Here is a 13085-nt window from a genome sequence, read left to right as displayed (position 1 = left end):
AAGCAGGTGGCCGGCGAAGGCTTTACGCCGGGGAGCGCGAACCCGTGGGTATGACCGAGCCGGTGGTTCGACGCGCGGACGACGTATCGTACGAGACCGTTGACGCCGCGGAGGGGATGCGCAAGGGCGTGCTCGTCGGGGTCGAGGAGGGCGCGCCGAACTTCGCGATGCGGCGGTTCGTCCTCGACGCGGGCGCGAGCGTCCCCGAGCACACGAACGAGGTCGAACACGAGCAGTACGTGCTCGCCGGCGAGTACACCGTCGGAATCGGTGACGAGGAGTACGAGGTGGCGGCGGGCGACAGCCTCCTCATCCCCGCGGGCGTCGTCCACTGGTACCGGAACGAGGGCGAGACGGACGGGTCGTTCATCTGCGTCGTGCCGCACGGGGAGGACGAAATCCACCTCGTGGAGTGAGGACGACCACGGGGTCGGACGCGCGAAGCGCGCCGATGCAGCGAACCGCGTGGTTCGCGGCCATGGACGAAATCCACCTCGTGGAGTAGGGGAAGTCGCGGGGTCGGACGCGCGGAACGCTTCGGGATGTCCGGCTTCCCGAGTTTTTTGGTGGACGGTTGTCGAGTAGTGGCATGGATTCTCCGGAGACGCGGCGGGACGCGGTCGTGGAGGAGTTGCACGGCGAGCGGGTCGAAGACCCGTATCGGTGGCTGGAGGGCGACGGCGACGAGGTGGCGGCGTGGACGGAGCGGCAGAACGAGTACGTGGATTCGGTGCTGGACGACGACGTGCGCGAGGCGCTGGAGCCGACGTTCGAGCCGTTGGCGGACGTGCCGTCGTTCGGGTCGGTGACGGCGCGGGGCGGGCGGGCGTTCCAGTCGGTGCGGGACGCAGACCAGGAGCGGCCGGTGTTGACGCTCCGCGGGGGCGGCGACCGGACGGTGCTCGCCGACCCGAACGCGTGGGCGGGCGAGGCGTCGATGGACTGGTTCACGCCGTCGCCGGACGGCGAGCACGTCGCGTACGGGGTCGCGACGGGCGGGAACGAGCAGTACGACCTCCGCATCGCGGCCGTGCCGTCGGGCGAGGTCGTGCACGAGGTCGCGGAGGTGGGGAGAACCAATCCGGGGATGTTCGCGTGGGCGGACGACGGCTTCTACTACGTCGCCACCGGGGGGATGGGCGAGCAGATGGCGAAAGAGCTCCGGCACGAAACCCTCGACGGCGACCGGACGGTCGTCGGGACGCACGACGACCAGCACGTCTGGCCGGGCCTGGACGCCCACCGCGGCCGCCTCGTGGTGTCGTTCAGCGAGATGAGCGGCGGCACCGAACTCGCGGTGCTGGACGACGGCGAGTTCGTCACGGTGTTCGACGGCGGGGACGCGGCGGCGGACGTGTCGTTCGCGGGGGACGACGCCTACGTCCGCACCGAGAAGGACGCGCCCCGGGGGCGGGTGTTGCGGGCGGACGCGGACGCCTTCCTCGCCGGCGACCCCGACTTCGAGACCGTCGTCCCCGAGGGCGAGGGCGTCGTGCGGAGCGTCGCGGTCGCCGACTCGCACCTCGTGGTGCACGAACACCGGGACGCGCACTCCCACCTCGCGGTGTACGACCGGGCGGGCGCGCCGGCGTTCGACGTGCCGCTCCCGGACTACGTGAGCGTGGACGGCCTCGACGCCGACACCGAAGCCGACGAGTGTCACTACCGCGTGCAGTCGTTCGGCACGCCCGCGACGGTGACGCGCTGCGCCCTCGACGCGCGGGAGACGGAGACGCTCGACGCCCCGCGCCTCGACACCGAGGTGGACGTGGACGTGACCCAGGAGTACGTCGAATCGACCGGCGGCGCGATGGTTCCGGTGTTCGTCGCGCACGCCCGCGGGACGACGCCGGACGCGGAGACGCCCGCGGTGCTGTCCGCCTACGGCGGCTTCCGCATCAACCGCACGCCCTCGTTCTCGCGGTTCCGTCTGCCGTTCCTCGCGGACGGCGGCGTGTTCGTGCAGGTGTGCGCGCGCGGCGGGTCGGAGTTCGGCGAGGAGTGGCACGAGGCGGGGATGCGCGAGCGCAAACAGCACACGTTCGACGACGTCATCGCGGCCGCGGAGCACGTCGTGGACGAATCGTACACGTCCCCGGAGAAGCTCGGCGTCGTCGGCGGGAGCAACGGCGGGCTGATGGCGGGCGCGGTGCTCACGCAGCGCCCCGACCTCTGGGGGGCCGTGGTGTCCGCCGTCCCCCTGCTCGACATGCTCCGGTTCCACGAGTTCCTGCTCGGGGAGTCGTGGACGGGGGAGTACGGCCACCCCGACGACCCGGAGGCGTTCGCGTACATCCGCGAGTACTCGCCCTACCACAACGTCGAATCCCGGGAGTACCCGCCGACGCTGTTCACGACCGCCGTCGGGGATTCCCGGGTGCATCCGAGTCACGCGCGGAAGATGGCCGCGCGCCTCCAGTCGGAGGGTCGGGGCGGGCCGTTCCTCTGCCGGACGAAGACGGACACCGGGCACGGAACGGGGAAGTCGATGTCGATGGCGGTGGAGGAACAGCTCGACCGGTGGACGTTCCTCTACGGGTTCCTCGGCGCGGAGGCGAACCCCTGAAATAGCCGGCTATAGTAGGAGGGATATCGTGGCGACGCAGGTTCAGCGCGTGGATACGTTGTTCTTCCACGAGGTCGGCGACGAGTACCTCGTGGTGGCGGAGCGGGACGACGAGCGGCTGTTCCGCGCGAAGCTCGAACTCGCGGAGAAGGCGGCGGGTCCGCGGCCCGTGAAGTTCCGCGTGCAGGACGGGTCGTCGGAAGACCCGCGGCCGCCGGACGAGTTCGTGGAGATAGCGCGCCGAGCGACCCGCATCCGCATCAGCCAGCAGACCCGGCGCGGGAAGCGCGAGGAACTCCGAGAGATGCTCTCCGGGTACCAGCTCGCGGAGAAGGCGAAGGCGGTGCGGACGTGTCGGTACTGCGCGAACCAGGGGCGGTACTCGCCCATCACGACCGAGACGGCCATCGAGGCGGACGGCGAGCACATCTGTCAGGACTGCGCGAAACAGGAGCTGGAGCGCGAACTCGCGTTCAACGGCGACCTGACGGGCGCGGCCCAGGACAGGCTCGAAGACCTCCTGCTGGAGGTACAAGACCTCGACCGCATCACGAGCCTCCTGCAGGGCCAGCTCGACCCCGACCTGACGAAGTTCGACGAGATTAGCGCGAACACGGACGACATCGACCCCGTGCCGGTGAGCGACCTCGACATCCATCCGGGGATGCGCGACCGGCTGGAAGACCGCTTCGACACGCTGCTTCCCGTGCAGTCGCTCGCGGCGAAGAACGGGCTGGCCGAGGGCGACGACCAGCTCGTGGTGTCCGCGACGGCGACCGGGAAGACGCTCATCGGCGAAATCGCGGGCCTCCATCGGATGCTCTCCGGGAAGGGGAAGATGCTGTTTCTCGTGCCGCTGGTGGCGCTCGCGAACCAGAAGCACGAGGACTTCGAGGAGGACTACGGCGACATCGCGAACGTCAGCATCCGCGTCGGGTCGTCGCGGATTCGGGACGACGGGATGGCGTTCGACCCGAGCGCGGACATCATCGTCGGCACCTACGAGGGGATCGACCACGCGCTCCGCACCGGCCGCGACCTCGGCGACATCGGGACGGTCGTCATCGACGAGGTGCACACGCTCCAAGAGGAGGAGCGAGGACACCGGCTCGACGGCCTCATCAGTCGCCTGAAGTACTACTGCGAGCAACGCGAGCGGGAGCGCGCCGAGTACGAGGGCGCGCAGTGGATTTACCTCTCCGCGACGGTCGGGAACCCCGGCGCGCTCGCGCGGGGGTTGCGCGCGAACCTCGTGGAGTTCGAGGAGCGGCCGGTGCCCATCGAGCGGCACGTGACGTTCGCGGACGGCCAGGAGAAGCCGCGCATCATCAACAAGCTCGTGCGCAGGGAGTTCGACAAGGAGTCCTCGAAGGGCTATCGGGGGCAGACCATCGTGTTCACCAACAGTCGGCGGCGCTGTCACCAGATAGCGCGGAAGCTCGACTATCCGGCGGGCGCGTACCACGCGGGCCTGGACTACGGGAAGCGCAAGAAGGTCGAACGCGAGTTCGGAAACCAGGACCTCGCGGCGGTCGTGACGACGGCGGCGCTCGCGGCGGGCGTGGACTTCCCCGCCTCGCAGGTGGTGTTCGACTCGCTCGCGATGGGTATCGAGTGGCTCAGCGTGCAGGAGTTCGAGCAGATGCTCGGGCGCGCGGGCCGCCCCGACTACCACGACCGCGGGAAGGTGTACATGCTCGTCGAACCGGACGCCGTCTACCACAACTCCATGGAGATGACGGAGGACGAGGTGGCGTTCAAACTCCTGAAGGGCGAGATGGAGGACGTGGTGACGACGTACGACGAGACGAGCGCCGTCGAGGAGACGCTCGCGAACGTCACCGTCGCGGGGAAGGGCGCGAAGCGCCTGAACGACCGCATGATAGGCGAGATTCCGACGAAGCAGGCGCTGGGACGCCTGCTCCAGTACGAGTTCATCGACGGGTTCAGTCCGACGCCGCTCGGCGAAGTGGTGACCTCGCACTTCCTCGAACCGGACGAGGCGTTCCAGATTCTCGACGGCGTCCGGAAGGAGCGCACGCCGTTCGAGATTGTCGCGGAACTCGAACTGTACGGCGAGGATATCTAGCGTCTCTAAACCGATTCTAGGGGTTTTAGGGACGAACGTAAACCGTGGCGTGCTAAACCTTCTCGTATGCGACCGACTGACAATGCGGACGGGAGCGGCGTGTTCGAGTGCTTCTCGTGCGGCGCGCGCGTGTCCGCGCCGTCCGGCCGCACCTGCAGTGAGTGCGGCGGCGAACTCAACAACATCGGCGCGCCCCGGGACTTCTAGACGCCCCAGAGCACCGCGATACCGCCGACGGTGACGAAGGAGAGGAGTAACTGGAGGGGGCCGCCGACGCGGAAGAAGTCACTGAACTTGTAGCCGCCCGGCCCGTAGACGAAGAGGTTCGTCTGGTAGCCGACGGGCGTCATGAACGCCGTCGAGGCGGCGAACATCACGGCGAGGATGAACGCGAACGCGTTCGACCCGACCTGCTGGGCGGACTCCACCGCCACCGGAATCATCAACACGACGCTCGCGTTGTTACTGATGACGTTCGTGAGGAGGGCGGTGGCGACGTAGAACACCCAGAGCACGCCGATGACCGGCAGGAACTCGCCCGTGCTCGCGACCGCGTTCCCGAGGAGTTCCGCGCCCCCGGTCTGCTCGATGGCGATGCCGAGCGGGATGACGCCCGCGAGCAGGAAGATGACGTTCCAGTCCACCGAATCGTAGATTTCGGGGGGTTTGAGCACGCCGAACAACACCATCGCCACGACGCCCGCGAGCGCCGTCGTCACGATGTCGAACGTCGGAATCACCGACAGCGCGTCGAGCACCGGAACGCCCGAGAACACGCCCCACGGCATCGCCGCGAACCCGATGACGCCCGCGATGATGGCGACCGCGTGCGGAATCTTCTCCGTCCGGTAGTCCGGGTCGTCGGGTTCGTGCGCGACGATGAAGTCCCGGTTCTGACTCAATCGGTCGAGACTCCCCGTCGTCGCCTGCACGAGCAGGGTGTCACCGACCTTCAACGGCGTGTGATCCATGCGCTCGCGCACGAGTTCGCCCCGCGACCGGAACGCGAGCACGTTCACGTCGTATCGGTCGCGGAACGTCGAACTCGCCAGCGTCTCCCCGACGAGACCGCTCCGCGCCGGAATGATGACCTCCACCAACCCCTGCTCCTCCTCGTCCTGCTCCAGTTCGTCCTCCGTAATCGCCCCCACGAGGTCGAGGCCGTCGAGGTCGATGAGTCGTTCGAGGCTCGTCCGGTCGGTCCGCACCTTCAGGAGGTCGCCCGGCCGGAGCGTCTTCTTATCGAGCGGTTCGACGAACGACTCGCCGTCCCGGTCTATCTGGAGGATGTCGAAATCGAGCGGCGTCTGCGCGCCCACGTCCTCCACCGTCACGCCCGCGACCGGCGAGTCCTCCCGCACCACCACCTCCGTCAGGTAATCTTCGAGTTCGTACTCCTCCACGTAGTCCTCCTCGGGGAGCACGCGCTCCGGCAGCAACCGATACCCCACAGTCATCAAGTAGACGATACCCACCACGAGCACCACCACCCCGAGCAGGGTGAACTCGAACATCGAGAACTCCCGCAGACCCAGGCCCGCGTACTCCGGTTGCTCCGCCAACCGCGCCGCCACGTCGCTCGCCAGGATGTTCGTCGAGGTTCCGATGAGCGTCAACATCCCGCCCAGCATCGACGCGAACGACAACGGAATCAACAGCTTCGACGGACTCGTCTTCCCCTCGTGCGCCAAATCGGAGATAACCGGCACCAGAATCGCCACCACCGGCGTGTTGTTGATGAACCCCGACACCGGCCCCGCCACCCCGACCGTCGCCGCCAACTGCCGGAACGGGTCGTCGCCCGCGAAATCAGCGAGCCGATTCCCCAACCGCTGCACCACGCCCGTCCGACTGATACCCGTCGACAGAATCAGCATCGACAACACCGTGATGGTCGCCGGACTCGAAAACCCCGAAATCCCCTCCCGCGCCGAAATCTGCGTCCACGGTTCGAGCACCATCAACGCCACCATCACCACCATTGCCGTGACGTCCACTGGCAACGCCTCCGTCGCGAACAACACCAACGCCACCCCCACCAACGCGAACACCACCGCCATATCGAGCGTCAGCCCGAACGGCAACGCTAGAGGACAGAGAGACATACACCCCGCTACGACCACACCCAATAAGAAACCACTCACCACGCAACGAAACGCTTTACCGCCAGCCAGGGCAAGAACTGGACGCGGGACCGTGGGTTAGCCTGGTATACTTCGGGCCTTGGGTGCCCGTGACCCCGATTCAAATTCGGGCGGTCCCATACTATTTAAGGCAGAAACGGCCTAAATCGCCGGTTCTCACCACCACGAGGTGGTGCGCATGAGCGCCGACACCTCCACCGACACCAGCGACATCTGTCGGTACTGCGGCGGCTACATCGAACACGACGCCCAACTCTGCCCCGCCCTCGAACGAGGTGAGTGCCGCCCATGACGTGCCGCTGCGACGGCCCACCCGTCCGCCAGCACGACGAACGCGACCAACCCTACTGCGGCCGCTGCGGTGCAATGCTCGCCCCACAGACGAACGACGCATGGAGAGGGCCATGAAGCGCCCGCTCGACTTCGAGCGAGAACGCGACCACGAGACCGACTCGTGGGCGCGGAGCGACCCCCTCCACGCCGTCATCCGCCCCCGACTCGGCGACACCTACGACGTGAAACTCCCCAACGGCGAGTACCACGACGTACGCCTCCACCGCGACCACGGCGCATGGCTCGGCACCTGCGACTGCAAGGGCTACGAATACAACGACGGCCCCTGCGCCCACCTCTGCGCCCTCAGACGCGCCCACTGGACAGCCGAACACCAACCCAGCGACCCCGCAGGACTCGACATCCACGGCAACCACGTCCACATTCCCGAAACCACCGACGACCCCAACGACCAGCCCGACGCGACACCCGAAGCCCGCGCCGACGGCGGTTGCGTCGTCGAGCACGTCGAACGGCCCGCCGACCTCCGCACCGAACCGAGGTGGACGGGCCGATGACCGACCTCGCACGCGCACACCTGCCCGCGCACGAGTCTGGCAGCACGACAGGGGAGGGGGCTTCATACATACTGCCGAACCTCGACCCGTCCCCGTGTTACGGCCGTAATAATCGGGGGTGTCTGTAGCGTGGGGCGTATGAAATCCGCGCCGACCTCCCGCGTCAGCGTCTCCGGCATCCCCGACGACACCCTCGACGAACTCGACGCGCTCGCCGAAGCCGAAGACAAGAGTCGTAGCGAGAAGATCGTCGAGCTCATCGAGGCCGAAGTCGGTGAACGCCTCCCCGACGACAACGACGAGTACCGACCGAGTGACCCGTCGCTGAACACCGTCTACACCGTCGCGGTCGACCACGCGAAACAGCACCAGCTCCGGTTCGACCTCCACAAGAGCAAGATGGCGACCGAGACCGGAATCCCCGGAACGGCGCTCCGCGGCTACCTGGTGTCGCTCCAGCGCGAGGGATACGTGAAACACCAGATGGGTGACGCGCTCGGCTCCGGCTCCGATGCCGACTTCTGGCGCATTAAGCCCCTCTGCGCGAACCCGCGAGCCTGGCGGTACTCAGAAGTCTACGACCCCGAGTACGTCGCTGAACTCGAATCCATGACACCCGAGGAAACCCTTGGCCGCCTCGAAAACGCGACGCCAGCACGAGGGCAGGCCGATGACTGAAGAGTTCGACCACGCAACCGAACGCCCCGTCCCGCTGAATCTGACTGACGACGAAGCCGCCTACCTCTGGAAAATGATGAAGCGCGAGGTCGGTAAAGAGGAGGTTCAGTACGGAGACAGCCGTGAGACCGCTGAATCGCTCCACAGTAAGGTTCGGTCGCTCGTCGTTGAGGAGTCCAACGCGGGAGGGGCACAATGACTCGCTCTATCGCTCGCGAACACGTGCTCGGCGCGACCATCTGGGCGTACGGAGCCGGCGGCGTGAATGTCCGCGCCTGGACACACCACCGCCGATTCTCCCGCCTCCGCCGCCGTACCGCGTGAGAAGAAGAGCGGCCTTACGCGACCGCACCCTCCTGTTTTTCGTGACCCGGATCGTCGAGCAGGGACATCGAGGCCGCCGCGCGCAGTCGCGCGAACTCGTCGAGCCCGACTTCGTCCGTCACCGTCACGACCCACGCCCCGGTTCCGACTGATTCAACACGTAGACTACAACTCTCGATGGAGCCGCCCTCCGCGATCAAACCGAGTTCGCGGAGATCGTCCTTCGGCAAGGTCACCCCTGCCGAGTTCGACCCCACATTCACGAGGCAGTTAATCGCCATTACAGCCGTTCTTTCCCGGCATAATACCATAAAACCCCGTTCTGTCACAACATCCCCAGACCACACTCCCGATATTCCGAGGGACTAGCTTTCACGAACCCCCTCTACGGCGTGTGACGCCCACTACAACCACCCACGACACCCGCGCCAGCGATGCCTGACGTGAAACGCATTCAGGAGGGCAGCACCTTCTGGACAGCCACCATCCGCTACGGACACGACTTCGAGACCATCGAGGACGACTACATCGCGCCCGACCATGTCCAGAACATCGCGCAGGGCGCGCGCGTCCGCCTCGGACGCACCCACGATGGCTCCCACCTCGTTCACGAAGTCCAGGTGCCGCGCGCCGCGCTTCGCTCCGAATCGCACGTCCGCCAGCTCGCCACGACCGCCACCGACGCCGTCGAAGCGTGACCCGAACCCGGACGTTCGACGACCTCACGCGCGGCCAGCGCCGAAAGGTCGGTCGCGGCGACCACGGCGAAGTCGCCGAAGAACTCGCCAGCGAAGCGTACGGCCTCGCCCACGCCGCCCACGAAAAGTTCTGGTACGATGTCCGCGCCTACGAGCACGACGACCGCGCGACGAAGGGCGAAGTGAAATCCTGTCACCGCACCATCGGCGACAGTTACCCGGAGGCCGGCCGCTTCCGCGTTCGTCGCGACCAGCATCGTAGCCTCACCGTCTCGAACGCCCACGCGACCGCCTGGTACATCTTCGTCCTCTTCGACGAGGACGAGAACCGGATCACGCTCCAGCGCCGCAGGCCGCCGACCGTGACCCGGCTCGTCGAGGAGCGCGGCGGCTGGAACCACGCCGGGCACGCCGAGTTCGAGTACCAGCACAAGCTCCCAATCGACACCGTCATCGACGTATGAGCGACCGCCTCGCCGACGAACCCTGCGACGACTGCGGGCGGCCCGCCTACGAACACGAACGCCAGCGCACCCGCCAGGAAGACGGCCAGTACGTCTTCCGCTACATCTGCCCCGAATGACAGACCCCCACACGTGCCCCGTCGACGACTGCGAATTCGGAGAGGGCGTCGAGAAGAGCCGCGCCCAGGTCACCCAGCACATCCGGATGACCGACGACGGCGACCACGACCTCGACGAACTCACCCCCGAACCACTCGACACCGCCGACACAGACGACGAACACGAGGACGAATCGAACGACGAACCAGATATCGATGAATCGACAGAGAGAGACAACGATTCCGACGATTCCGACAGTTCCACCACTCCCACTGACGCTTCCGGGACGCCCGACGAATCGACTGACGAGAACGACGACCAATCCAGCGAAGGCGACGAGATGCCGACACAGGAAGAACTAGCCCGCCAACGAGAGAACACGACACCGAACCCCGCCCCGAACGACACCACCGACGAACCCCCGGCGAACGACGGTTCGAACTCGGCGCATTCACTCGATTTCTCGATGCCCAGCATCGACACCACGACCCTCCTCTGGGGGGCCTTCCTCCTCGTCGCCTTCCTCACGATCTACCTCGCGCTCCGGAAGCGCTCGAACGACGAGACGGAAGTCGTCGAACCGACAGCAGGCGTCGAGGACGAAGACGACGAGTCCATCGAGACGCCCGACGACATGGACGGAGGGCTCGTCTGAATGGCGGACGCCGCCGACAACATCCTCCACGCGGTCGCGAAGGGCGCGGTCGACGGTCTCACCGACGCCGCCGACCTCCGCGGACAGAAAGAGCGCGCGTACACCGACCGGAACCTCCTCGCCGTCGCCTTCGCAACCTACCGTTACCCGAACTCGGGCTGGTATCTTCCCACGGAATCCGACGACGACGCCGAGTGGCCCGTCGTCTGGGCCGCCACGCCCGACGGCAACGTCTCCTGGCACGTTCCGCCGGCGTACGTCGAAGTTCTTCGACTCTCACTCCTCGACGAGACCGAACCGCCCGGCGGTTACAGCGGCTACGACCGCCGCGAGAAGAACGACCGCCTCCTCACGGCGATTCTTCGAGACAGCGCGACTGAAATCGACGATTCCACCCGCGACGAACTCCTCGAATGACGACCGACACAGACACCCCAAGCGACGACAGCGCAGCCGGTCCCGAATCGCTCGACACCGACGACCCGAATGTCGAACCGGACGCCGAGAACGCCGACGAACAACCCGACCTCGACGACGACGAGATGGCCGACCTCGCCGGCATCGGCGAGGAGATCGAGGACGAACTCGACGACGCTGAATCCGATGACGGCGACGAAGAGAGCGACGAAACCGAGTCGGCCGACGAAGCGCGTGATTCGACGCCGTCCCACGACCGGCGGAAGTGGGGTGACATGTACTGTAACATCGCCGTCACCGCCACCGAATCCCTCATCGAGGGCCTCGACGGCGACGCCGAGGTGTCCGGCGACGACCTCCGCGACCTCGACGTTGACGACGCATTCAACGAGATGATGGCCGAACGCGGCCGTCCCGAGGACGTGCCACCCCAGCAGTGGGTGTTCATGGGCACCGCGATGTTCGTCGTCGGCAACGTCGTCGCACAAACGGACGTACTCGAACGCCTCCTCGACGATGTTTAGGGAATCGATGATGAAGCGGGCGCTCAAGTCCGTCACGCCCTCCGAGATGCCACAAGCCCAGGCGCTCGCCAGCATCCTCTCCGCGAGCGAGTACCAGCTCTTCCAGGCCATCCATCGACTCGTTGACGCCGCGAACGCCGGCGACTTCGCCGTCAGCCAAACCGCCGAAGAGCGACGAGACGAACTCCTCTCGATGGCCGACGCGTTCGCCGACGACGAGTTCGACACCTGGTGGTGGGAGAACGTCGCGCCCGACTTCCTCGACAATCCCCAGAAAGCCCGGCAGAGCGCCGGCCTCTCGAAAGACCAGTGGCAGGAACGTATGTCGATGTGGGCGGAGACCTATCGGGAGCGCGCCGGCCCCGACCACGCCGTCCAGTCGATGACCGACGCGCAGGTCGCCGCGTTCCACGTCGAGGACACCTTCGGCGTCGACCTCGACACGTTCAGCGACGAAGTCGTTGAGTGGGATCGCGTCGAACACGCCGAAGGCCTCGCCCGGAAGAACCTCCAGGCCGCCGTCGGAACCATCCATCAGGTCGCCGCACACCTCGAACACGAAGACGCCGACAGCGCCGACACGTGACCCATCTTCTCCTCGGCGGCGTCTCCGGCTGGGGGAAGTCGATCAACGCACAGGCCTGGCTAGAGCGCAACCTCGCGGAGTTCGACCACGCCGTCATCCTCGACTACAAAGACGAGTACAGGGGCGTGGTGAAAGCCGGCCTCGCCTCGTGGGTCGGAGTCGACGCCGAACTCGCCCGGCTCTCCGTCGCCGGCTGGCAGAAGCTCCTTCAGAACAATCCCCGTCTCGTGCTCGCTCGCGCCGTCGATGTCGAGACCTGGCGTACGGTCGCGAACCGTGTCGCCGCCGCGCTCCTCGAACTCGACGGAAGTGGACTCTTCGCGTTCGACGAAGCCCACTTCGTCGCCTCCCAGCGGAAAGGCACGCCCGACCGCGTCATCGAAGTGGCGACCACCGGCCGCTCGATGGGCGTCTCCTCGATCGCCATCACGCAACGCCTCCAGAAGCTCGACGAGGATTACCTGAGTCAGTGTAACGAGAAGATTCTCGGCGGGTTCACGAGCGAGCGCGACCGGAAGAAGCTCGATGTCGAGTATTCCGTCGATGTTCACAATCCCGAACGAACGGCCGCGATTCGCGGACTCCCGGAGGAACTTCACGCGGACGACGACGGCCCGGTTCCCGTCCGTCGCTGGACGAACGAGAACGGCCAGACGACCGGGAGCGAGTGGATTTACTCGAACGACCGCGGCGAACGCCAGCGCCTCGACACCACGGGACTCCCCGACCGCATGGAGACGACGCACTACGGGCCGGAAGGCCAGCACCTCGATATGCCGGAGTACGCCTGATGCCGAAGCAACGCGAAGACATCACGCTCTACGGGGAACCCGCGGAAGCGTTCCGGGACGCTCGCTCCCGGCTGGAAGACCGTTGGGGGTTCGAGCCGACGAAGTCGCAGGTAGTCGCCTATATTCTCGGGGAGTCAGACCTCTGACGGCGGCCGGCAACCCATAGCCACCCCACACCACTCGTAACCCGTCGCGGCCC

At 66.5% G+C, this 13085-nt stretch carries 19 protein-coding genes and 1 tRNA gene; 18 read left to right on the top strand and 2 right to left on the bottom strand.

What is annotated here, in order from left to right; translation table 11 throughout:
* Positions 1–50: 50 nt before the first annotated feature.
* The 4 genes from LI334_RS01440 to LI334_RS01425 all read left to right on the top strand — a co-directional run bounded on the left by LI334_RS01440 (position 51) and on the right by LI334_RS01425 (position 4862).
* The gene (locus tag LI334_RS01440) at positions 51–416 is read left to right on the top strand and encodes a cupin domain-containing protein (RefSeq protein ID WP_227261393.1); all 366 of its coding nucleotides are present in this window, start codon (positions 51–53) and stop codon (positions 414–416) included.
* Between the two features lie 173 nt (positions 417–589).
* A complete protein-coding gene (locus LI334_RS01435; RefSeq protein ID WP_227261392.1) occupies positions 590–2566 on the top strand; it encodes a prolyl oligopeptidase family serine peptidase in 1977 nt (658 codons plus the stop codon).
* A gap of 28 nt (positions 2567–2594) precedes the next feature.
* Complete coding sequence (locus LI334_RS01430; RefSeq protein WP_227261391.1) at positions 2595–4655, top strand: DEAD/DEAH box helicase; 2061 nt, start codon at positions 2595–2597, stop codon at positions 4653–4655.
* Positions 4656–4721: 66 nt separating this feature from the next.
* Complete coding sequence (locus LI334_RS01425; RefSeq protein WP_227261390.1) at positions 4722–4862, top strand: rubrerythrin-like domain-containing protein; 141 nt, start codon at positions 4722–4724, stop codon at positions 4860–4862.
* Here LI334_RS01425 and LI334_RS01420 read toward each other — a convergent pair.
* Complete coding sequence (locus LI334_RS01420; RefSeq protein WP_227262343.1) at positions 4859–6778, bottom strand: SLC13 family permease; 1920 nt, start codon at positions 6776–6778, stop codon at positions 4859–4861. The genes LI334_RS01425 and LI334_RS01420 overlap by 4 nt on opposite strands.
* Positions 6779–6845: 67 nt before the next feature.
* On the opposite strand from LI334_RS01420, the gene LI334_RS01415 reads away from it, so the two are divergent.
* The 5 genes from LI334_RS01415 to LI334_RS13045 all read left to right on the top strand — a co-directional run bounded on the left by LI334_RS01415 (position 6846) and on the right by LI334_RS13045 (position 8652).
* Positions 6846–6918, top strand: a tRNA-Pro gene (locus tag LI334_RS01415).
* A gap of 285 nt (positions 6919–7203) precedes the next feature.
* Positions 7204–7650: an SWIM zinc finger family protein gene (locus LI334_RS01410; protein WP_227261389.1), complete on the top strand. Its 447-nt coding sequence runs from the start codon at positions 7204–7206 to the stop codon at positions 7648–7650.
* A gap of 138 nt (positions 7651–7788) precedes the next feature.
* A complete protein-coding gene (locus LI334_RS01405) occupies positions 7789–8328 on the top strand; it encodes a CopG family ribbon-helix-helix protein (protein ID WP_227261388.1) in 540 nt (179 codons plus the stop codon).
* On the top strand, positions 8321–8527 hold the full coding sequence (locus LI334_RS01400; RefSeq protein ID WP_227261387.1) for a hypothetical protein: 207 nt from the start codon (positions 8321–8323) through the stop codon (positions 8525–8527). Before LI334_RS01405 ends, LI334_RS01400 begins: the two co-directional genes overlap by 8 nt.
* Positions 8524–8652 carry a hypothetical protein gene (locus LI334_RS13045; RefSeq protein WP_264476816.1) on the top strand — a complete coding sequence of 43 codons (129 nt, stop codon included), beginning with the start codon at positions 8524–8526 and terminating at the stop codon, positions 8650–8652. The genes LI334_RS01400 and LI334_RS13045 overlap by 4 nt, the downstream gene beginning before the upstream one ends.
* 14 nt (positions 8653–8666) lie before the next feature.
* Here the strand turns inward: LI334_RS13045 and LI334_RS01395 are convergent, their stop codons facing one another.
* Positions 8667–8882 carry a hypothetical protein gene (locus LI334_RS01395; protein ID WP_227261386.1) on the bottom strand — a complete coding sequence of 72 codons (216 nt, stop codon included), beginning with the start codon at positions 8880–8882 and terminating at the stop codon, positions 8667–8669.
* Positions 8883–9086: 204 nt separating this feature from the next.
* On the opposite strand from LI334_RS01395, the gene LI334_RS01390 reads away from it, so the two are divergent.
* The 9 genes from LI334_RS01390 to LI334_RS01355 are packed head-to-tail and all read left to right on the top strand — an operon-like array spanning position 9087 to position 13032.
* The gene (locus LI334_RS01390; RefSeq protein ID WP_227261385.1) at positions 9087–9350 is read left to right on the top strand and encodes a hypothetical protein; all 264 of its coding nucleotides are present in this window, start codon (positions 9087–9089) and stop codon (positions 9348–9350) included.
* Positions 9347–9814 (top strand): hypothetical protein, encoded by a 468-nt coding sequence (locus tag LI334_RS01385; protein WP_227261384.1) that lies wholly within the window; start codon positions 9347–9349, stop codon positions 9812–9814. Before LI334_RS01390 ends, LI334_RS01385 begins: the two co-directional genes overlap by 4 nt.
* A complete protein-coding gene (locus LI334_RS13040) occupies positions 9811–9933 on the top strand; it encodes a hypothetical protein (protein ID WP_264476815.1) in 123 nt (40 codons plus the stop codon). The genes LI334_RS01385 and LI334_RS13040 overlap by 4 nt, the downstream gene beginning before the upstream one ends.
* Positions 9930–10568: a hypothetical protein gene (locus LI334_RS01380; protein WP_227261383.1), complete on the top strand. Its 639-nt coding sequence runs from the start codon at positions 9930–9932 to the stop codon at positions 10566–10568. Before LI334_RS13040 ends, LI334_RS01380 begins: the two co-directional genes overlap by 4 nt.
* Entirely contained in the window at positions 10569–10985 is a 417-nt protein-coding gene (locus LI334_RS01375; RefSeq protein WP_227261382.1) for a hypothetical protein, read from the top strand.
* Positions 10982–11509 carry a DNA polymerase V family protein gene (locus LI334_RS01370; protein ID WP_227261381.1) on the top strand — a complete coding sequence of 176 codons (528 nt, stop codon included), beginning with the start codon at positions 10982–10984 and terminating at the stop codon, positions 11507–11509. The genes LI334_RS01375 and LI334_RS01370 overlap by 4 nt, the downstream gene beginning before the upstream one ends.
* Positions 11510–11516: 7 nt before the next feature.
* Positions 11517–12095 (top strand): hypothetical protein, encoded by a 579-nt coding sequence (locus LI334_RS01365; protein WP_227261380.1) that lies wholly within the window; start codon positions 11517–11519, stop codon positions 12093–12095.
* Positions 12092–12886: an ATP-binding protein gene (locus tag LI334_RS01360; RefSeq protein ID WP_227261379.1), complete on the top strand. Its 795-nt coding sequence runs from the start codon at positions 12092–12094 to the stop codon at positions 12884–12886. Before LI334_RS01365 ends, LI334_RS01360 begins: the two co-directional genes overlap by 4 nt.
* Complete coding sequence (locus tag LI334_RS01355) at positions 12886–13032, top strand: hypothetical protein (RefSeq protein ID WP_227261378.1); 147 nt, start codon at positions 12886–12888, stop codon at positions 13030–13032. The genes LI334_RS01360 and LI334_RS01355 overlap by 1 nt, the downstream gene beginning before the upstream one ends.
* The last annotated feature ends 53 nt before the right edge of the window (positions 13033–13085 follow it).

The sequence above is a fragment of the Salarchaeum japonicum genome (assembly GCF_020614395.1).
Classification (GTDB): Archaea; Halobacteriota; Halobacteria; order Halobacteriales; family Halobacteriaceae; genus Salarchaeum; species Salarchaeum japonicum.
The sequence above is the reverse complement of the archived record's forward strand: the minus strand, read 5'-3'. Positions and strand labels throughout refer to the sequence as shown.

Coding starts and splice junctions, on each gene's coding strand:
- LI334_RS01440 (WP_227261393.1), top strand. CDS start 51: ATGACCGAGCCGGTGGTTCGACGCGCGGACGACGTATCGTACGAGACC.
- LI334_RS01435 (WP_227261392.1), top strand. CDS start 590: ATGGATTCTCCGGAGACGCGGCGGGACGCGGTCGTGGAGGAGTTGCAC.
- LI334_RS01425 (WP_227261390.1), top strand. CDS start 4,722: ATGCGACCGACTGACAATGCGGACGGGAGCGGCGTGTTCGAGTGCTTC.
- LI334_RS01410 (WP_227261389.1), top strand. CDS start 7,204: ATGAAGCGCCCGCTCGACTTCGAGCGAGAACGCGACCACGAGACCGAC.
- LI334_RS01405 (WP_227261388.1), top strand. CDS start 7,789: ATGAAATCCGCGCCGACCTCCCGCGTCAGCGTCTCCGGCATCCCCGAC.
- LI334_RS01400 (WP_227261387.1), top strand. CDS start 8,321: ATGACTGAAGAGTTCGACCACGCAACCGAACGCCCCGTCCCGCTGAAT.
- LI334_RS13045 (WP_264476816.1), top strand. CDS start 8,524: ATGACTCGCTCTATCGCTCGCGAACACGTGCTCGGCGCGACCATCTGG.
- LI334_RS01390 (WP_227261385.1), top strand. CDS start 9,087: ATGCCTGACGTGAAACGCATTCAGGAGGGCAGCACCTTCTGGACAGCC.
- LI334_RS13040 (WP_264476815.1), top strand. CDS start 9,811: ATGAGCGACCGCCTCGCCGACGAACCCTGCGACGACTGCGGGCGGCCC.
- LI334_RS01380 (WP_227261383.1), top strand. CDS start 9,930: ATGACAGACCCCCACACGTGCCCCGTCGACGACTGCGAATTCGGAGAG.
- LI334_RS01375 (WP_227261382.1), top strand. CDS start 10,569: ATGGCGGACGCCGCCGACAACATCCTCCACGCGGTCGCGAAGGGCGCG.
- LI334_RS01370 (WP_227261381.1), top strand. CDS start 10,982: ATGACGACCGACACAGACACCCCAAGCGACGACAGCGCAGCCGGTCCC.
- LI334_RS01365 (WP_227261380.1), top strand. CDS start 11,517: ATGATGAAGCGGGCGCTCAAGTCCGTCACGCCCTCCGAGATGCCACAA.
- LI334_RS01355 (WP_227261378.1), top strand. CDS start 12,886: ATGCCGAAGCAACGCGAAGACATCACGCTCTACGGGGAACCCGCGGAA.